The sequence below is a fragment of the Thermus sp. FJN-A genome (assembly GCF_054655095.1).
This window is the reverse complement of the sequence record NZ_BAAHSC010000167.1, coordinates 35055-51657: the sequence shown is the minus strand read 5'-3', so window position 1 is coordinate 51657 and position 16603 is coordinate 35055. Positions and strand designations below refer to the sequence as shown.

At 68.8% G+C, this 16603-nt stretch carries 20 protein-coding genes and 1 tRNA gene; 15 read left to right on the top strand and 6 right to left on the bottom strand.

The window, feature by feature from the left end; translation table 11 throughout:
* The first annotated feature begins 12 nt into the window (after positions 1–12).
* Together ACYQ0J_RS03260 and ACYQ0J_RS03255 are read left to right on the top strand one after the other, a co-directional pair.
* Positions 13–1149, top strand: coding sequence for a phenylacetate--CoA ligase family protein (locus ACYQ0J_RS03260; RefSeq protein WP_460170741.1), 1137 nt, complete (start codon positions 13–15; stop codon positions 1147–1149).
* Between the two features lie 140 nt (positions 1150–1289).
* Positions 1290–2210 (top strand): carbohydrate kinase family protein, encoded by a 921-nt coding sequence (locus ACYQ0J_RS03255; RefSeq protein WP_460170740.1) that lies wholly within the window; start codon positions 1290–1292, stop codon positions 2208–2210.
* Here the strand turns inward: ACYQ0J_RS03255 and hisH are convergent.
* The 3 genes from hisH to ACYQ0J_RS03240 form a co-directional block, all read right to left on the bottom strand.
* Positions 2181–2777 carry an imidazole glycerol phosphate synthase subunit HisH gene (hisH, locus tag ACYQ0J_RS03250; RefSeq protein WP_460170739.1) on the bottom strand — a complete coding sequence of 199 codons (597 nt, stop codon included), beginning with the start codon at positions 2775–2777 and terminating at the stop codon, positions 2181–2183. The genes ACYQ0J_RS03255 and hisH overlap by 30 nt on opposite strands.
* A 115-nt stretch (positions 2778–2892) precedes the next feature.
* Complete coding sequence (gene hisB, locus ACYQ0J_RS03245) at positions 2893–3477, bottom strand: imidazoleglycerol-phosphate dehydratase HisB (RefSeq protein WP_460170738.1); 585 nt, start codon at positions 3475–3477, stop codon at positions 2893–2895.
* Positions 3470–4513, bottom strand: coding sequence for a pyridoxal phosphate-dependent aminotransferase (locus ACYQ0J_RS03240; protein ID WP_460170737.1), 1044 nt, complete (start codon positions 4511–4513; stop codon positions 3470–3472). The genes hisB and ACYQ0J_RS03240 overlap by 8 nt, the downstream gene beginning before the upstream one ends.
* Before the next feature lie 28 nt (positions 4514–4541).
* Between ACYQ0J_RS03240 and ACYQ0J_RS03235 the strand changes: the two genes are divergently transcribed.
* Together ACYQ0J_RS03235 and ACYQ0J_RS03230 are read left to right on the top strand one after the other, a co-directional pair.
* Positions 4542–4922, top strand: coding sequence for a HEPN domain-containing protein (locus ACYQ0J_RS03235; protein WP_460170736.1), 381 nt, complete (start codon positions 4542–4544; stop codon positions 4920–4922).
* Complete coding sequence (locus tag ACYQ0J_RS03230; protein WP_460170735.1) at positions 4879–5238, top strand: nucleotidyltransferase domain-containing protein; 360 nt, start codon at positions 4879–4881, stop codon at positions 5236–5238. Before ACYQ0J_RS03235 ends, ACYQ0J_RS03230 begins: the two co-directional genes overlap by 44 nt.
* 104 nt (positions 5239–5342) lie before the next feature.
* Here ACYQ0J_RS03230 and ACYQ0J_RS03225 read toward each other — a convergent pair whose 3' ends face one another.
* Positions 5343–6278 (bottom strand): thiamine-phosphate kinase, encoded by a 936-nt coding sequence (locus ACYQ0J_RS03225; RefSeq protein ID WP_460170734.1) that lies wholly within the window; start codon positions 6276–6278, stop codon positions 5343–5345.
* A 27-nt stretch (positions 6279–6305) separates the two neighbouring features.
* On the opposite strand from ACYQ0J_RS03225, the gene ACYQ0J_RS03220 reads away from it, so the two are divergent.
* The 4 genes from ACYQ0J_RS03220 (at position 6306) to ACYQ0J_RS03205 (ending at position 10951) form a co-directional block, all read left to right on the top strand.
* Positions 6306–7022 carry a 2-phosphosulfolactate phosphatase gene (locus ACYQ0J_RS03220; protein WP_460170733.1) on the top strand — a complete coding sequence of 239 codons (717 nt, stop codon included), beginning with the start codon at positions 6306–6308 and terminating at the stop codon, positions 7020–7022.
* On the top strand, positions 7010–7714 hold the full coding sequence (locus tag ACYQ0J_RS03215; RefSeq protein WP_460170732.1) for a WecB/TagA/CpsF family glycosyltransferase: 705 nt from the start codon (positions 7010–7012) through the stop codon (positions 7712–7714). The genes ACYQ0J_RS03220 and ACYQ0J_RS03215 overlap by 13 nt, the downstream gene beginning before the upstream one ends.
* Positions 7715–7723: 9 nt before the next feature.
* Positions 7724–9613, top strand: coding sequence for a tetratricopeptide repeat protein (locus ACYQ0J_RS03210; protein WP_460170731.1), 1890 nt, complete (start codon positions 7724–7726; stop codon positions 9611–9613).
* Positions 9614–9781: 168 nt separating this feature from the next.
* Complete coding sequence (locus ACYQ0J_RS03205; protein ID WP_460170730.1) at positions 9782–10951, top strand: motility-associated ABC transporter substrate-binding family protein; 1170 nt, start codon at positions 9782–9784, stop codon at positions 10949–10951.
* 41 nt (positions 10952–10992) lie between these two features.
* On the opposite strand, the gene ACYQ0J_RS03200 is transcribed toward ACYQ0J_RS03205, so the two are convergent.
* A tRNA-Ala gene (locus tag ACYQ0J_RS03200) sits at positions 10993–11068 on the bottom strand.
* A gap of 37 nt (positions 11069–11105) precedes the next feature.
* Positions 11106–11441, bottom strand: a complete 336-nt coding sequence (locus ACYQ0J_RS03195; protein WP_460170729.1) for a hypothetical protein — start codon at positions 11439–11441, stop codon at positions 11106–11108.
* A 62-nt stretch (positions 11442–11503) separates the two neighbouring features.
* Between ACYQ0J_RS03195 and ACYQ0J_RS03190 the strand changes: the two genes are divergently transcribed.
* The 7 genes from ACYQ0J_RS03190 (at position 11504) to nuoD (ending at position 16596) form a co-directional block, all read left to right on the top strand.
* A complete protein-coding gene (locus ACYQ0J_RS03190) occupies positions 11504–12142 on the top strand; it encodes a Rad52/Rad22 family DNA repair protein (protein WP_460170728.1) in 639 nt (212 codons plus the stop codon).
* Positions 12139–12885, top strand: a complete 747-nt coding sequence (locus ACYQ0J_RS03185; RefSeq protein WP_460170727.1) for a metallophosphoesterase — start codon at positions 12139–12141, stop codon at positions 12883–12885. Before ACYQ0J_RS03190 ends, ACYQ0J_RS03185 begins: the two co-directional genes overlap by 4 nt.
* Positions 12878–13693, top strand: a complete 816-nt coding sequence (gene rsmA, locus ACYQ0J_RS03180; RefSeq protein ID WP_460170726.1) for a 16S rRNA (adenine(1518)-N(6)/adenine(1519)-N(6))-dimethyltransferase RsmA — start codon at positions 12878–12880, stop codon at positions 13691–13693. The genes ACYQ0J_RS03185 and rsmA overlap by 8 nt, the downstream gene beginning before the upstream one ends.
* 166 nt (positions 13694–13859) lie before the next feature.
* The gene (locus ACYQ0J_RS03175) at positions 13860–14219 is read left to right on the top strand and encodes an NADH-quinone oxidoreductase subunit A (RefSeq protein ID WP_460170725.1); all 360 of its coding nucleotides are present in this window, start codon (positions 13860–13862) and stop codon (positions 14217–14219) included.
* The gene (locus ACYQ0J_RS03170) at positions 14210–14755 is read left to right on the top strand and encodes a NuoB/complex I 20 kDa subunit family protein (RefSeq protein ID WP_460170724.1); all 546 of its coding nucleotides are present in this window, start codon (positions 14210–14212) and stop codon (positions 14753–14755) included. Before ACYQ0J_RS03175 ends, ACYQ0J_RS03170 begins: the two co-directional genes overlap by 10 nt.
* A gap of 3 nt (positions 14756–14758) precedes the next feature.
* Positions 14759–15379 (top strand): NADH-quinone oxidoreductase subunit C, encoded by a 621-nt coding sequence (locus tag ACYQ0J_RS03165; RefSeq protein ID WP_460170723.1) that lies wholly within the window; start codon positions 14759–14761, stop codon positions 15377–15379.
* On the top strand, positions 15376–16596 hold the full coding sequence (gene nuoD / locus ACYQ0J_RS03160; protein ID WP_460170722.1) for an NADH dehydrogenase (quinone) subunit D: 1221 nt from the start codon (positions 15376–15378) through the stop codon (positions 16594–16596). The genes ACYQ0J_RS03165 and nuoD overlap by 4 nt, the downstream gene beginning before the upstream one ends.
* Positions 16597–16603 lie beyond the last annotated feature (7 nt).

Genomic DNA, 16603 nt, shown 5'->3' with positions numbered 1-16603 from the left:
AGGAGGTTGACCGTGGACCGTCTCGCCAGGCTTAGAGAAGTGGTAGCGCGGGCCCAAGCCCACCCGGTGTACCGGGAAAAGCTCAAGGGGGTTGATCCCCAGGAGCTGACCCTCGAGGCCCTTAAGGACCTTCCCCTCACCACCCGGGAGGAGTGGGTGGCCTTCCTCAAGGAAAACCCCAGGCCCCCCGAAGGGGCGAGCCTCATGCACCTCACCCCAAGCCCCGCCTTGGGCTGGATGCCCGAGTACCTCTCCCAGGAGGACCTCCGCTACCAGGCGGAGGCCCTGGCGGCCCACTACCGCCGGATGGGCCTGGTGGGGAAAAGGGTCCTGGTGGCCTTCAGCTACCACGTCTTCGCCGGGGGGTGGCTTTTCCACCAGGCCCTCTGGCGGGCGGGGAACCTGGTCCTCCCCCACGGCCCCGGGGAGGCCGCCCGCATCGCCGAGATCGGCCAGGCCTACGGCTTTGAGGTCCTGGTCACCAACCCCTCCTTCGCCCTGAAGGTGGGCCAGGCGGGGGGGCGGTTCCCCCTCCTCTTGGCGGGCGGGGAGCCCTTCACCTCCGTGCCTGGCTTCCGGGAGCGGGTGGAGGCCGCCTTGGGCGGGGTGGCCCTGGACGCCTACGGCACCAGCGAGCTCGGCATCGTGGCCGGGGAGCGCCCGGAGAAGGACGGCCTCTGGGAAATCCCCGAGATGGCCGTCCTGGAGGTCCTGGACCCCGAGACCCTGAAGCCCGTCCCCGACGGGGAGAAGGGGGAGCTGGTGGTCACGGCCTTGAGCCGCACCCTCATGCCCATGGTGCGGTTCCGCACCGGGGACCTGGCCATCGCCGAGCGCCGGGAGGGGCTCACCGTGCTCCCCCGGGGGGTCTTCGGCCGCACGGACCAGATGGTGAAGGTGAAGGGGGTCAAGCTCTACCCCACGGAGCTCGCCCCCATCCTGGGGGGGTTCGGCCTGGACCCCAGGGGGTTCCAGGTGGTGGTGGAGAGGAAGCTGGAGGGCACCGACAAGCTCATCCTGAGGCTCAAGGCGGAAAAGGTCCCCCCCGGGCTTTTCGAGGCCATCCAAAAGGCCACCGGCCTCCGGGTGGACGAGGCGGAGCTGGTGGCGGAGCTCGAGGGCGGCCTGGTGGTGGACCGCAGGTTCTAAACCCCGCAAGGCCCGCCCTGGCCCCCGTAGGGGGGCTTGTTATTCTTCTCTCATAATGGGGCGGTAAGCTTGGGGGCAAAGCAACGGGGCCCTTGCGCTATAGTGAGGGCAAATCCCTGGTGTCGGTGAAAGGGGGCAAGATGCGGTTTTTTGTTCTGGGAGACGTTTCCGTGGACCTCCTCTTCTTCGTGGAGCGGATACCCGAACCCGGGGAAGAACTCCCCTCCCGCCGGGCCCTCATGAAGCCCGGGGGAGCCGGGGGCACCCTGGCCGCCCAGCTGGCGAGCCTGGGCCACCGGGTCTACCTGGCCGGGCGGGTGGGCCAGGACCCCCTGGCCGACCTGGCCCTGAGCCGGGTGCGGGAGGTGGGGGTGGACCTCCGCCACCTGCAGGAGGACCCGGAGCACACCACCAGCTCCGTGCTCATCCTGGTGGTGCCGGGAGGGGAAAGGGCCATGGTGAGCGCGGAAGGGGCCAGCCGCTACCTGGACCCCTCCCTCTTCAAGCCCCGCCACCTGGACCAGGCGGACGCGGTGGTCCTCTCCGCCTACGCCCTGGTGGGAGGGCCCAGCCGGAGCTATGCGGTGGAGGTCCTCGAGGCGGGAAGACGGCGGGAGATGCCCATCTTCGCCGACCTGGGCACGGGGGCGGTACGGGCGGCCGGGCGGGAACTCCTCAAGTACCTCCGGGGGGTCACCTGGCTCCTCATGAACCAGACCGAGCTCCTGGCCCTCACCAACACGACCTCCCTCTCCCAGGGGGTGGCCCGGCTCCGAGAGGAGGGCTTCACCCACATGGCCGTCAAGGTGGGGGCCATGGGCTCCATCGTGGTGAGCCCGGAAGGGGAAGAGCTGGTGGAACCCTTCCCCATAGAGGACATCGTGGACTCCACGGGGGCGGGGGACGCCTACACCGCCGCCTTCGCCCACGCCATCCTCTCGGGCAAAAAGCCCGTGGAGGCGGCCCGCCTGGCCAACCTGGCGGGGGCGCTGGCCGCCACGGGCCTGGGGGCCCAGGGGCGGCTCGTACGCCTAGAGGACCTGGAAGTAGCGGCGGGCTAGGGCCAAGAAGGCCAGGCCCGCCCGCCCGCTTTTCTCCGGGTGGAACTGGGGAGCGAGGAGGTTCTCCCGCGCCAGGAGGGCGGTGAAGGGGGTGGCCTCGTACACCCCTACCCCCAAGGAGGAGGGGGTGAGGGGGCCATAGTAGGAGTTGGCGAAGTAGAAGTGGCGGCCCGTGAGGGAGGCGAAGGCCCCCTGGAACTCCACCTGGTTCCAGCCCATCTGGGGCACCCGGCCCCGGAGGAAGCGGCGCACCACCCCCGGAACCAGGCCCAGGCCCCTGACCCCGGGGGCCTCCTCGCTGGCCTCGTAGAGCACCTGCATGCCCACGCAGATCCCGAGGAAAGGCAGGCCCCTTTCCAGGTGGCGGAGGACCCGCTCCACGAAGCCGCTTTCCCGGAAGGCCCGCATCACCTGGCCGAAGTGGCCCTGGCCGGGGAGGACGAGGAGGTCCGCGTCCTCGCGGGCCTTGGGGTCCTGGGAGACCGCCACGTCAAACCCCGCGGCCTCGAGGGCCTTGGCGGCGCTTCTCAGGTTGCCTGAGCCGTAGTCAATGAGCAGCGCCTTCATCCTCACTCCCAAAGGGGGCATCATCCGGTTTCCTTCGTCCGACTGGCCCGGGGAGGCTCCCTCAGGGAGCTTTTGCCGGGGCCCCCATGCTGGCGCAAGCCAGCATGGGGGGGCATCAAAGCACCCCTTTGGTGCTGGGGACCCCCTCCCCCGTGCGCCGGGTCGCCTTGTGGAGGGCCCGGGCCAAAGCCTTAAAGCTCGCCTCCACCACGTGGTGCGCCTCCCTTCCGGAAAGGAGCCTCAGGTGGAGGGTGAGCCGCCCGTGGTTCACCAGGCCCCGCAGGAACTCCCGCAGGTGGTAGTGGTTCACCCCGCCCGCCTCCCCCACCACGGGCCAGGCCTCGGGACGGTACTCCAGGTGGGGCCTTCCCGAGAGGTCCAAGACGCAGAGCACCAGGGTCTCGTCCATGGGGGCGAAGGCCTCGGCGTAGCGCTCCAGCCCCGCCCCGTCCCCCAGGGCCTCCTTCAAGGCCATCCCCAGGGCGATGCCCACGTCCTCCACCAGGTGGTGCACGTCCACCTCGAGGTCCCCCCTGGCCTCCACCTCCAAGAGGAAGCGGCCGTGCCGCTGGAGCTGGAGGAGCATGTGGTCCAGGAAGGGAAGGCCCGTGGCCACCTTTCCCCCCGGGGGCCCGTCCAGGCCCAGGCGGAGCCGGACCCAGGTCTCCGCCGTGGCCCTTTCCACGGTGGCCTCACGCATAGGCCACCCCGAAGGCCGCCCTCAGGAAGGCGTCCATCTCCTCCCTCAGGCCGATGGTGACCCGGAAGCACCCCGCAAGCCCCGGGTAGCGGTCCTGCCGCCGCACCAGCACCCCCTGGGCGAGGAGGTGGCGGAAGGCCTCCTCGGCATCGGGGGTCTTCACCAGGAGGAAGTTGGTGTGGCTCGGGTAAGGCCGCCAGGTGGGGTGGTTTAGGAGCCCGGCGTAGGTCCGCTCCCGCTCCCGCCTGACGCCCTCCACCACCTCCCGCACGTACCCCGGGTTCTCCAGGACCACCTCCAGGATGGCCCCGGTGTGGGCGGGGAGCACGAAGGGGGGAAGCACCTCCCGCACCACCTCCGCCACCTCCGGGCTCGCCAGGAGGTACCCGGCCCTCACCCCCCCCAGGGAGAAGGCCTTGGAAAAGGTGCGAAGGAGGGCCACGTGGGGGTTTTCCCGGGCCAAAGCGCTATGGTCCGTTCCGGCAAACTCCCGGTAGGCCTCGTCCACCACCAAGAGCCCCCCCACCTCCTTGGCCCTTTCCGCCAGGGCCCAAAGGGCCTCCTCCGGGAAGAGGGCCCCCGTGGGGGCGTGGGGGTTGGGGAGGAAGAGCACCCCCCCCGTGAAGGCGGAAAGGAGCCCCTCCAGGGGAAGGGCGAACCCCTCCTCCAAAGGCACCGCCCGGTAGGGCGTCCCCGCCACCTTGGCCGCGTGGGCGTAGTGGGGGAAGGAGGGGGAAAGGTCCAAGACCTCCTCCGCCGCCAGGGCCAAGGCCAGGATGAGGAGGTTGGAGCCGGGGGCGAGGACGATCCCCTCCTCGGGCCAGCCCAGAAGGGCGGAAAGCCTCCGCCGCAGGGCCTCGGCGTGGATCTCGGGGTAGCGGTTCCAGGGAATGGACCCAAGCCGCCTCAAGGCCTCCTCCTTGAGGGCCTGCGGGAGGTCAAGGGGGCTTTCGTTCTGGTCCAGCTTCACCGGGGCCTCCACCTTCTTGTAGGGGTAAGGGGTAAGGCCCCGGAGGTGCGCCTTGAAGGCCCGCATGCCCCGAGTATAGCGGTAAACTCAAGGCATGAACCGGGCCCGGGACTGGCTCCTCCAGGCGGAGAAGGACCTGGAGATGGCCGAGATCGCCCAGGGCGCAGGAAGGCACGAATGGGCCTGCTTCGCCGCCCAGCAAGCGGCCGAGAAGGCGGTCAAGGCCCTCCACCTCCACCTGGGCCAGGAGGCCTGGGGGCGCCTTGTGGCCCGGCTCCTGAAGGAGCTTCCCCTTCAAGTGCCCCAGGAGCTGGTGGAAAAGGCCCGCTATCTGGATGGGCTCTATATCCCCACCCGCTACCCCGACGCCTTCCCCGAGGGGCCTTCGGCGGAGCACTACGGGCCTTTGCAGAGCGAGGAGGCCATAGGCCATGCCCGTGAGATCCTTGGGTTCGTCCGTGCTCAGATGGCCTAGCCGGGACGAGGTGGAGGAGGCCCTGAAGGCCTGGCTCGCCCGCCACCCTATCCCTGGGCTCGTGGCCGCGGGCTACTTCGGCTCCTACGCCCGGGGGGAGGCGGGGGTGGGAAGCGACCTGGACCTCCTCCTCCTGGTGGCGCGCTCCCCCCTCCCCCCCTGGAAGCGCCCCCTGGAGCTTCCCCTAGAGGAGCTTCCCGTGCCCACGGAGGCCCTGGTCTACACCCTGGAGGAGTGGAAAGGCCTGCCCCAAAGAAGCCCCCGCCTGGCCCGCGTCCTCCGGGAGGAGACCCGCTGGCTTCTTCCCCCTCCCTAACGCGTACCCTTCATAACCCTTTATTACGTTCGCCCCGTTGCCACCGGGAATCCCCACCAGGACTTTTTACCCCCCATGCCGGCCTGCGCCGGCATGGGGTGGCATCAGAAGTGGGCGTATCCCTTCCGGGGAAGGGGCGTCCCGCGGAAGTGGACCCCTTCCCCCTCCAGAACCCTCCCCGCCCGGAAGAGGGGAAGGCCCGCCGCCTCCGCCCTGGCGCGCACCTTTTTCTCCTCCTCCCTCGGCACCACCAAGACCGCCTCAAACTCCTCGCCCCCGTAGAGGACGAACTCCAGGGCCTTCTCCTCGCTCCCCGCGAAGGCCAGGACATCGGGGTAAAGGGGAAGGGCCTCCACCTCCACCCGCACCCCGAGCTCCGCAAGCTGCCAAAGGGTTTCCGCCAGGCCATCCGAGGAGTCCAGGCTTCCCCGAAGCAGGCCGGAAAGAGTCAAAAGCTCCAGGCGGGGCAGGGGATAGAAGGCGGCCTTCCGAATCTCCGGAAACTCTTCCAGAGAGCGCCCCTGGTAATGGGCCCCTATGGCGGCTCCCGCCCTCCCCCACCGGTCCCCGGCCAGGTAGAGGAGGTCCCCGGGGAGGGCCTTCCGGGGCAAGGGCGCCCGGGTCCGGGCCAGGCCGGAGACGGTGAGGGCCACCTCCCCCCCGGCGTTGGTGTCCCCCCCCAGAAGGAAGGCCCCAAGCCGCCCTGCAGCCTCCGCCGCCCCCTGGACCATCTCCAGAACGAAAGCCTCTTCCAGGTCCTCCGGCAGAAAGAGCCCCAGGGTAAACCCCAGGGGCCGCCCCATCTTGGCGAGGAGGTCGGAGGCGGTGGCCGCCACCCCCCGGAAGCCCACCTCAAAGGGCCCCATGCCCTCTAGGGCCACCTCCCGGTAGAGGAAGCCGTCCGTCTTCAGGAGCCAGGCCTCCCCCTCCGCCCACACCCCCCCGGCATCATCCCCCGGGGGCAAGGGGGCCCCCTCGGGGTAGCCCAAAGGGGCTAGCTTTTTTAGAAGGGCCCGCTCGCCCAAGTCCTTAAGCCGCATACGCCCAGGCTAGGGTATCATGGCGGGGTGTGCCGGGTTGACCTGTGCTTGCGGCCCACCCCTGGCCCCCTCCTAGTGCTAGAGGTCCTGCCCGCGGGAAGCGTCCTCAGCCTCCTCCTGGCCCGGGGGGCCAAGGAGGTCTGGGTAGCCCCTGGCCCCAAGGTGGCGCGGCTCCTCGCCGAGGAAATGGGCCGGGAGACCCTCCTTCTGGGCGAGGTGGAGGGGTTTCCCCCCGAGGGGTTCCACGGCCGGCTCTCCTTGGTGGACCTGGAAGGGGCCGAGGTGGAGGGGAAACGGGCGGTCCTGGTGGCCCCCATCCTGAACGGAAGCCTCCTCCCCGGGGAGGAGGAGGTGTACCTGGCCAACCTGCGCAACGCCACGGCCGCCCTGGCCCTGGCCCGGACCCTAAAGGCCCCCACCCTCCGTCCCGCCGGGAGCGAAGAACCCCTCCTCTCCGCCCTGGTGGCCGCCGGCTTCCTCCTCAAGCGGCTCTGCCCCGAGGCCATCCCCTCCCTGGCCACCGCCCTCCTCAAGGCCTTCCCCGACCCCCAGGAGGCCCTCTTCCAAAGCTGGGAGGGCCAGGCCCTCCACAAGGAGGGGCGCACAGAGGAGCTGGCCCGGGCCAGCCTCATCGGGGTGGACCCGGTGGTGCCGAGGCTCGCCGGAGTCCGCTTCTTCCCCAAGGAGGCTTTCGGCCTCACCCAGGACCGCTACGCCCAGAGGTTCGTGGCATGGAGCGCCTAGAGCTTCTCGGCCTGCCCTTAGACCCCGTGGGGATGGAGGAGGCCCTTGAGCGCATCGCGGGCTTCCTCCGGGAGGAGAAGACCCACCAGGTGGTGACCCTAAACCCGGAGATCGCCGTGCGGGCGCGGGAGGACGCGGCCCTGCGCCGGGCCATCTGGGAGGCGGAACTGGTCACCCCGGACGGGGTGGGCATCCTCTGGGCGGTGCGAAAGCGCCTCGGCCTGGCCCTCCGGGAGCGGGTCACGGGCGTGGACCTCACCCTGGCCCTCTTTCGCCGCTTTCCCGGGATCCGGGTCTACCTCCTGGGGGGCAGGCCCGGGGTGGCGGAGCGGGCCGCCTTGGAGGCCGGGCGCCTGGGGGCCGAGGTGGTGGGCTTCCACCACGGCTACTTCCAGGAGGAAGGCCCGGTGGTGGAGGAGATCCGGCGCAAGGCCCCAGACCTCCTCCTGGTGGGAATGGGAGAGCGCCAGGAGGTCTTCATCCACCGCCACAAGCCAGCGCTCGGGGCGAGGGTGGCCATGGGGGTGGGCGGCACCTTGGACGTGTTGGCGGGGGAGGCCAAAAGACCCCCCCTCTGGGCCCAGCGCCTGGGCCTGGAGTGGCTTTTGCGGGTGGGCCTGGACCCCAAGCGCTGGAAGCGGGCCCCGCGGCTTTTCCGCTTCGCTTACATGGTCCTCAGGGAAAAGGACTAGAATGCCCCCATGAGGCGCTTTCTGGCTCCCCTTCTCCTCCTCTTGTCGGGCGCTTTGGCCCAGGGCCTGGTCCTGCCCTTCCAGGGGGCGGAGGGCTACCGCCTGGCCCAGGCCTTCGCCCAAGGGCTAGGGGCCCCTCCCCCCACGGCCTTAGCCCTGGTCCTCCCCGATTTGCCCTGGCGGGGCAGCTACGACCTGGCGGGGGGGCTCTACACCAAGGCGGGAGCCCGCCTGGCCCAGGCCGCCACAGGGGCGGACTGGGTGCTTCTCGGGCGGCAGGAAGAAGGGGGCCTCAGGCTTTTCCTGGCCCGGGCTGGTGGGGTAAAGGAGGGCCTCTTCCCTACCCCGGGGCTGGCCTGGCTCTGGCTCCAGGGGCAAGGCCTGGCCCCCCTCTTCCGCCCGCTCCCCTCCCCCACCCTTTCCGAGGAACGCCTGCGCGCCCTGGCCCAGGGGCAAGACCCCGATCCTCTGCACCGGTCCGCCTTGGACCTGAGGGAGGGGCGGGGGGCCGGGCTCCTGGAGGGGCTTTTGCCCAAAAGGCTCCTCCTCCTCTGGCAGGGCCAGCTTCCCCCCGCCTACCGGGCCTTCGCCCTCCTCTCCGAGGGGAAGCGGGAAGAGGCCCTCGAGGCGGCAAAAAGCCTAGGGGAAGGGGACGTCTTGGAGAGGACCGCCGCCCACCTGGTCCTAAGGGCCCTGGAGGACCCCCGCTGGCAGGAAAGCGCCCGCGCCCTGGCCCAGGCCTTTCCCGAGCTTCCCCTGGCCTGGGAGGAGGTGAGCTTCGCCGCCTTCGCCGAGGGGAAGGGCCCTGAGGCCAAGGAAGCCCTCCTCCACGCCCTCAGGCTCCGCCCCGACTACTGGCTCTACTGGACCAACCTGGGCTGGGCCTACTACCTCACGGGGGACCTTCCCCGGGCCCTCCTGGCCTCGGAGCGGGCGGTGCGGCTTCAGCCGAACGCCACCGCCTTCTACAACCTGGGGCTTTTCAGGGCCATCTACGGGGACTTCCTGGGGGCCAAGGCCGCCTATGACCGCGCCTTGCGCCTGGACGAGGGGGAGGACTTCCCGGAGGCCCTGAAGGACCTGGAGGGGCGGGAAGAACCCCTCGCCCGCTACTTCCGGGCCTACCTGGCCGAACGGGCGGGGCTGCCCGCCCGGGAGCTCTACCAGGCCTTCCTGGAGGCCCACCCCAAGCACCCCGCGGCCCTCGCCGCAAGGCGGGCCCTTTCGCAGCTCGGCCAAAGGACCCTCCGGCTGGAGGTGGCCAAGCTCACCCTTATCCCCGGGGACCTGGAGGCCCGGCCCTTCCGCGCGGGGGAGGCCGTCTTCCCCGAGGTGCGCCTGGAAGGCCTCCCCTACCTGGAGCGGGGCAACCTGGAAACCCTCCTCTGGCAGGAAGGGAAAACCTTGGCGCGGGGGGAAAAACCCCTGGGCTTCCCCCCCCTCACCGCCCGCCTGGAGGCGGTGGCCCCCGCCGTCACCCTTCCCGAACCCGGGCGGTACACCCTGGAGGTCCGCTACGGGGAGGCTAAGGCCCTCCTGCCCCTGGAGGTGGGCCCACCGAGCCTCGCCCGCAGGCTTTACGCCCTGGGCCTCGAGGCGCGGGACCTCTCGGGCCAGGCCCTCCTCACCCCCAAGGAGGCCCTGGGGCCGGAAGGGGAAAAGCTCCTCCTGGAGCGGACCCTAGAGGCCCTTAAGGAGGCCGCCCCCTTGGCCACCGCCCCCCGGTTTACCACCCCCCTGGACAAGGGTCCCTACCAGGGGCGAAGCGTGCAAGACCTCCTCAGGAGCCCCACCCTCGAGCTGGTGCGGGCCTTCTACCAGGCCGTTCTGGAAAATCCCGAACTCCTCGGGGAAAACGACGTGGTGAACGCTTTCGTGGGGTGGCTCCTTGGCCTGTAACGGGGTAACGCTCCTGTAACGCTGCCCCCCGTCTAAACTGGTCTAGGTCCCTCGGGACCGGATTGGAGGCGGATTCAAATGGGTATTCCCGGGTATTGGCGTCTAAGCGCTCTAGCATTGCTGGCAGCCCTGGGGGCTTGTTCCGGCCCTCAAGGCGTGGTTCCCAACATGGTGGTCCCGGGCCCCCGGGACGATGCCGGGGGCGACCCCGCCCAGGCCTGCGGCGAGGTGGCCAAGGCCGCCATGGGCCCGAAGGGGGGCATCCTGGTCTGGAATACCGCGGACACCCTCTTCGTGCGGCTTTCCGGGGTCTCCCCTTACCAGCTCACGGAAAGCCACGCCTATGCGGGCACCGCAGCCCCCGGAGGCTGGTGGAGCTACCCCGCCCAGGCGGTGCACGACCCCTACGTGGACACCTTCACCTACGCCTTCCCCCTGGCGGACCTGGGCACCAACCCCGGGGACAGCCTCCACGTGGCCGGCCACGCCTTTCTCCTGAGCCCAGGCTACAGCTTCGCCGAGGGCCAGGGCCATCTGGAGTACACGGTCCAGGCCTGCCAGAACACCCCACCCCCGCCCGGCAAGGACATCGTGGTGTTTAACGACATCAACCCCTTTGACAACACCGCCATGGCCAACCCCAACAACCAGCTCATGGCCCGCAACCTGGTGAACTACACCACCGCGGGCCCCCGGGGCGCAGGCACCAAGGTGCTCTTTGACCGGGGCCGCAACTCCGTGTGCGGGGGCACGGGGGAGTGTAGCGATGCGGGCCTAGCCACGTTCCGGAACGTGATCCAAGGCGAGGGCTTCACCATTGAGGAGCTCAACTCCACCCAGGGATCCATCACCGCCTTGCCCCTCGAGGTCAAGGTCATCTTCCTCTGGAACCCCCGCGAGACCTTCACCAACGCGGAGATCAACGTGCTCAAACAGTTCGCCGACGAAGGGGGGCGCGTGGTCTTCATCGGCGAGTGGCAGGGCTATTACGACGCCATCACCCTGGAGAACGACTTCCTGGGCAAGATGGGGGCCGTGATGACCAACACCGGCCAGGCGGTGGACTGCGGTTACAACACCTTGCCCCAGGCCTCCTTGCGCCCTCACCAGATCACCCAGGGCATGACGAACGTAACCATGGCCTGCTCCTCGGTGCTGGTGCCTGGGCCGAACGACTACCCCCTCTACTACGACTCCACCAACTCCAAGGTCCTCTCGGCGGTGGCCACCATAGACCCCACGCCCTTACCCCTCAACTACGTGGCACCCCAGCGGGGCCAGGTGGCCCCCCAGGGCCTCGCTCCCCTCCTGAACCCCCGCTCCTCCACGGGCTACTGAGCGGAAAAACCAAACCTCCCGCCTAGAGGCGGGAGGTTTCCTGGTGGAGCCGACGGGACTCGAACCCGTGACCTCCTGAGTGCGATTCAGGCGCGCTCCCAGCTGCGCCACGGCCCCACGCGCCCTCTAGGGTAGCAAGGGGCCATGGCCTTGTCTAGTCCCCTTCCTTGAGCCGCACCTCCACCCGGCCCTTCTGGTCCTTCACGGAAAGCTTGGCCTTGGCCTTGCCCTTGCGGTACTCCGCCTTCCACTCGTCCTTCTTGACCTCGTACTTCACCCGCACCCAGCCCCGGCGGCGGAGGTCCTCATCGTGATAGCGGAAGATGGCCTCGGGCCGCGAATAGCTGTAGACCACCACCACGCCCCGGGGCTCCGCCACCTGCTCCACCACCACCGCATGGGGAAAGAGGTCAAAGGAAAAGGTGGCGGTGAGGCGCACCTCCAAGGCCCAGGCCGAGACCAAGAGGGGTAGGATCCAGACCCAGCGCATGCCCCTAGCTTAGCCCAAAGCCCCCCTACCCCCGTGAGTGCAGGCTAAAGTACACTTTAAGCATGGACGAAGTTTGGCAAAAGCTCGCCGAACCCTTCCCCCCGGAGGAGGTGCAGTGGCGCGTGGAGGCCCTCTCCCGGGACAAGAAGCGGGCCCTGGTGGTGCCCTACGTGGACGCCCGCACCGTCTTGGACCGCCTGGACCGCACCGTGGGCCCCGAGGGCTGGCAGGATACCTACGAGGTGCTTTCCGACCAGGAGCGCACCGTCAAGGACGAGCGGGGCGAGCGGCGGGAGCGGCTTTGCGAGGTGAGGTGCCGCCTCACCGTCCTGGGGGTAAGCAAGGAGGACGTGGGGGAGGGGGATTCCCTCAAGGCCGCCTTCTCCGATGCCCTGAAGCGGGCGGCGGTGAAGTTCGGGGTGGGGCGCTACCTCTACCGCCTGGAGAAGCAGTGGGTGGACTACGATGCGGAAAGGGGCCGGTTTACTCCCCCCAAGCTCCCCGAACCCGAAGGCGGGGAAGCCCAGGAGGAGGGAAAGCCCGAGGCCTACCGCCTCATCGACCAGCTCATGGAGCGCCTCAAGGAAAAGGGCATGGGGAAAGAGGCGGCCCGGATCGTCACCAAGTACGGGGGGTACGGCAGAACCCCCGAGGAAACCAAGCGCCTCTACGGGGAGCTCCGCGCCCTGCTCAAGGGATGAGGGTCATCGCCGTCGGAGACCTCCACGGAAACTTTCCCGCCCTCTGGCGCATCCTCAAGGCAGAGGGTCTGGCGGACCCTGGCCTTAAGCCCAGCGAGGAGCTACGCTCGGGAAGGGCCCGGGTGGTGCTCCTCGGGGACCTGGTCCACCCCAAGACCCTCTGGGACTACGAGCGCCTCACCGGCTTGACCCCCTTTGACCCCCACGACCCCGCCCACCTGCGCCTGGCGGCCAGCTGGCAAATCCGCGAGCTTTTCCGCCTCAAGGCCTTTCAGGAGGCGGCAGCGGGCCACGTGACCATCCTCCTCGGCAACCACGACGAGGCGGCCCTCAAGGGGGAACCCCTCCTGGGCAACCGCCAGCTCAAGCACCTGGAGTTCCACCCCGAGCACGGGGGCAAGCCCCTGCCCGAGGCCCTAAAGGCCTGGTTCGCCAGCTTCCCCCGGGAGGTCTCCCTCCTCGGGGTCCACTTCGCCCACGTGGGCCCCGTGCCCTGGTTGCAGGAGTACGATGACCTCTTCTACGCCCAAAGCGAGCCCAAGACCTGGTGGTTCCGCACCCCGGACTACGTGGAGCGCATGGGCCACCGCTTTGGCGTGTACGGGCACATCCCCATGAAAGACGGCATCCTCCTCAAGGAGCGCTTCGCCCTCATCGACGCCCTGGACTTGGGGCAGTACCTGGAACTCTTTCCCGAGGAGGAACCCTTGCGCCTTCTCATCAAGCGCCTCCCCCATGCCTAGGCTCACCTCGCCCAAGGAGGTGCGGGCGTTGCTCCTGCGCCACGGCCTCTTCGCCGACAGGCGGTTTGGCCAGAACTTCTTGGTGTCCGAAGCCTACCTGAGGCGCATCGTGGAGGCCGCCAAGCCCTTTACGGGACCCGTCTTCGAGGTGGGCCCGGGCCTCGGGGTGCTTACCCGGGCCCTCCTCGAGGCCGGGGCGGAGGTCACCGCCATCGAGAAGGACCTCCGCCTGAAGCCGGTCCTGGAGGAGACCCTTAAGGGCTTCCCCGTGCGCCTGGTCTTCCAGGACGCCCTCCTTTACCCCTGGGAGGAGGTGCCCCAGGGAAGCCTTCTCGTGGCCAACCTCCCCTACAACGTGGCCACGCCCCTCGTCACCCGGCTTTTACAGACGGGCCGCTTCGCCCGCTTGGTCTTCCTGGTGCAAAAGGAGGTGGCGGAGCGCATGGTGGCCCGGCCCGGCACCCCCCAGTACGGCCTCCTCTCCCTGCGGGTGGCCCACCACGCCGAGGCGGAGAAGCTCTTTGACCTCCCCCCGGGCGCCTTCTTCCCCCCGCCCAAGGTGGTGAGCAGCCTGGTGCGCCTCACCCCAAAGGGGACGCCGGACGACCCGGAACTCTTCCGGGTCATAGAGGCCGCCTTCGCTAAGCGGCGCAAGACCCTAAGGAATGCTCTCCTGGCCGCGGGTTACCCCAAGGAGCGGGTGGAGGCGGCCCTGGGGTCCCTGGGCCTTCCCCCCCAGGTGCGGGGGGAAAGCCTGGACCTGGACCAGTTTCGCCGCCTGAAGGAGCTTCTCTACACAGGCGTGTAGGTTTTCATTCCCTGATAAGTAAGCTCCTTACACCGATTAGCCCCCTCCCCGGTGTAGCCCACCCCTGTTGCCCGGAAAGGAGGGTGGTAAGATGGGCGGGAAATGAGGGGGGGCCGTGGGGTTTTGGGCTCCCACCTCGTGAAGAGATGCACGAAAGGAGGGGACCTTGGCGCCGATTGCGGAGTATGTGAACGTCCTCATCTATCTGGGGGTGGCCCTCTTCATCGGGGTAGCGGCCCTCTTGGTGGGAGCCCTCCTGGGTCCCAAGAAGCCGGGCAGGGCCAAGCTGATGCCCTACGAGTCGGGGAACGACCCCGCGGGGGAGGTGCGGCGCTTTCCCGTCCACTTCTACGTGGTGGCTATGCTCTTCATCCTCTTTGACGTGGAGGTGGCCTTCCTCTGGCCCTATGCGGTGAGCGCGGGGGGGCTTGGCCTCTACGGGTTCTGGGGGGCCCTGGGCTTCACCCTCCTCCTCTTCGTGGGCTTCCTCTACGAGTGGTGGAAGGGGGTGATGCGGTGGCACTGAAGGACCTCTTCGAAAGGGACGTGCAGGAGCTGGAGCGGGAGGGCATCCTCTTCACCACCCTGGAGAAGCTGGTGGCCTGGGGGCGGAGCAACTCCTTGTGGCCCGCCACCTTCGGCCTCGCCTGTTGCGCCATAGAGATGATGGCCTCCACGGACGCCCGAAACGACCTAGCCCGCTTCGGGAGCGAGGTCTTCCGGGCAAGCCCCCGCCAGGCGGACGTGATGATCGTGGCCGGCAGGCTATCCAAAAAGATGGCCCCGGTGATGCGCCGGGTCTGGGAGCAGATGCCCGACCCCAAGTGGGTGATCTCCATGGGGGCCTGCGCGAGCTCGGGCGGGATGTTCAACAACTACGCCATCGTGCAGAACGTGGACTCGGTGGTGCCCGTGGACGTCTACGTGCCGGGATGTCCCCCGCGCCCCGAGGCCCTGATCTACGCGGTGATGCAACTCCAGAAGAAGGTGCGGGGCCAGGCCTACAACGAGCGGGGAGAGAAGCTCCCCCCGGTGGCGGCCTGGAAGCGGGCGAGGGGGTGAGGCATGCGGCTTGAGCGCGTCTTGGAGGAGGCCAGGGCCCAGGGTTACCCCGTGGAGGACAACGGCCTCGGCAACCTCTGGGTGGTCCTGCCAAAGGAGCGCTTCAAGGAGGCCATGGCCCGCTACAAGGAGATGGGCTTCAACTACCTGGCGGACATCGTGGGCCTGGACTACCTGACCTACCCGGAGAAGAAGCCTGAGCGCTTCGCCGTGGTCTACGAGCTGGTCTCCCTCCCCGGGTGGAAGGACGGGGACGGAAGCCGCTTCTTCGCCCGGGTCTACGTGCCCGAGAAGGACCCGAGGCTCCCCACGGTCACCGACCTCTGGGGAAGCGCGAACTTCCTGGAAAGGGAGGTCTACGACCTCTTCGGCATCGTCTTTGAGGGCCACCCGGACCTGCGCAAAATCCTCACCCCGGAGGACCTCGAGGGCCACCCCCTGCGCAAGGACTTCCCCCTAGGGGAAACCCCCACCCTCTTCCGCGAGGGGCGGTACATCATCCCGAGCGAGTTCCGGGCCGCCCTCACCGGCCAAGACCCCGGCCTCACCACCTACCGGGGGGGAGCCCGCAAGGGCTACAAGGCGCTTTGGGCCGACCTCGTCAAGGCCAAGGAGGTCAAATGAAGGACTACCTGGACCTGGACCCCCAGGTGGTGGAGGAACCCAAAGAACTCCGCACCGAGGTCATGACCCTGAACGTGGGGCCCCAGCACCCCTCCACCCACGGGGTGCTTCGCGTGGTGGTCACCCTCTCGGGCGAGGAGGTCTTGGACCTCGTCCCCCACATCGGCTACCTCCACACGGGGTTTGAGAAGAACATGGAGCACCGGACGTATACGCAGGTGATCACGTATACGCCCCGGATGGACTACCTCCACTCCTTCGCCCACGACCTGGCCTACGCCCTCGCCGTGGAGAAGCTGGTGGGGGCCGTGGTGCCGCCCAGGGCGGAGACCATAAGGGTCATCCTCAACGAGCTCTCCCGCCTGGCCAGCCACCTGGTCTTCCTGGGGACGGGGCTTTTGGACCTCGGGGCCCTCACGCCCTTCTTCTACGCCTTCCGGGAGCGGGAGACCATCCTGGACCTCTTCGAGTGGGTCACGGGCCAGCGCTTCCACCACAACTACATCCGCATCGGCGGGGTCAAGGAGGACCTGCCCGAGGAGTTCGTCCCCGAGCTCAAGAAGCTCCTCGAGGTCCTACCCCACCGCATCGACGAGTACGAGGCCCTCTTCGCCGAAAGCCCCATCTTCCACGAACGGGCCCGGGGCGTGGGGGTCATTCCCCCTGAGGTGGCCATCCACCTCGGCCTCACCGGGGGGTCTCTGAGGGCGAGCGGGGTGAACTACGACGTGCGCAAGGCCTACCCCTACGCGGGCTACGAGACATACCGCTTTGAGGTGCCCCTGGGGGAGCACGGGGACGTGTTTGACCGGATGATCATCCGCATCCGGGAGATGCGGGAGTCGGTGAAGATCATAGAGCAGGCTCTGGAGCGCCTCGAGCCCGGGCCCATCCGCGACCCCAACCCCCAGATCACCCCGCCCCCCCGCCACCTCCTGGAGACCTCCATGGAGGCGGTCATCTACCACTTCAAGCACTACACCGAGGGCTTTCACCCCCCCAAGGGGGAGGTGTACGTGCCCACGGAGTCGGCCCGGGGGGAACTCGGCTACTACATCGTCTCCGACGGGGGGAGCATGCCCTACCGGGTGAAGGTGCGGGCCCCGAGCTTCGTCAACCTGCAAAGCCTCCCCTACGCCTGTAAGGGGGAACAGGTGCCGGACATGGTGGCCATCATCGCAAGCCTTGACCCCGTGATGGGGGACGTGGACCGCTAGGAGGGAA

Excerpts from the sequence above, each read along its gene's own strand:
- ACYQ0J_RS03195 (WP_460170729.1), bottom strand. The coding sequence starts at position 11,441 with ATGCGCTGGGTCTGGATCCTACCCCTCTTGGTCTCGGCCTGGGCCTTG.
- ACYQ0J_RS03185 (WP_460170727.1), top strand. The coding sequence starts at position 12,139 with ATGAGGGTCATCGCCGTCGGAGACCTCCACGGAAACTTTCCCGCCCTC.
- ACYQ0J_RS03210 (WP_460170731.1), top strand. The coding sequence starts at position 7,724 with ATGAGGCGCTTTCTGGCTCCCCTTCTCCTCCTCTTGTCGGGCGCTTTG.
- ACYQ0J_RS03230 (WP_460170735.1), top strand. The coding sequence starts at position 4,879 with ATGCCCGTGAGATCCTTGGGTTCGTCCGTGCTCAGATGGCCTAGCCGG.
- ACYQ0J_RS03205 (WP_460170730.1), top strand. The coding sequence starts at position 9,782 with ATGGTGGTCCCGGGCCCCCGGGACGATGCCGGGGGCGACCCCGCCCAG.
- hisH (WP_460170739.1), bottom strand. The coding sequence starts at position 2,777 with ATGAAGGCGCTGCTCATTGACTACGGCTCAGGCAACCTGAGAAGCGCC.
- nuoD (WP_460170722.1), top strand. The coding sequence starts at position 15,376 with ATGAAGGACTACCTGGACCTGGACCCCCAGGTGGTGGAGGAACCCAAA.
- ACYQ0J_RS03165 (WP_460170723.1), top strand. The coding sequence starts at position 14,759 with ATGCGGCTTGAGCGCGTCTTGGAGGAGGCCAGGGCCCAGGGTTACCCC.
- hisB (WP_460170738.1), bottom strand. The coding sequence starts at position 3,477 with ATGCGTGAGGCCACCGTGGAAAGGGCCACGGCGGAGACCTGGGTCCGG.
- ACYQ0J_RS03235 (WP_460170736.1), top strand. The coding sequence starts at position 4,542 with ATGAACCGGGCCCGGGACTGGCTCCTCCAGGCGGAGAAGGACCTGGAG.
- ACYQ0J_RS03255 (WP_460170740.1), top strand. The coding sequence starts at position 1,290 with ATGCGGTTTTTTGTTCTGGGAGACGTTTCCGTGGACCTCCTCTTCTTC.
- rsmA (WP_460170726.1), top strand. The coding sequence starts at position 12,878 with ATGCCTAGGCTCACCTCGCCCAAGGAGGTGCGGGCGTTGCTCCTGCGC.
- ACYQ0J_RS03190 (WP_460170728.1), top strand. The coding sequence starts at position 11,504 with ATGGACGAAGTTTGGCAAAAGCTCGCCGAACCCTTCCCCCCGGAGGAG.
- ACYQ0J_RS03240 (WP_460170737.1), bottom strand. The coding sequence starts at position 4,513 with ATGCGGGCCTTCAAGGCGCACCTCCGGGGCCTTACCCCTTACCCCTAC.
- ACYQ0J_RS03225 (WP_460170734.1), bottom strand. The coding sequence starts at position 6,278 with ATGCGGCTTAAGGACTTGGGCGAGCGGGCCCTTCTAAAAAAGCTAGCC.
- ACYQ0J_RS03215 (WP_460170732.1), top strand. The coding sequence starts at position 7,010 with ATGGAGCGCCTAGAGCTTCTCGGCCTGCCCTTAGACCCCGTGGGGATG.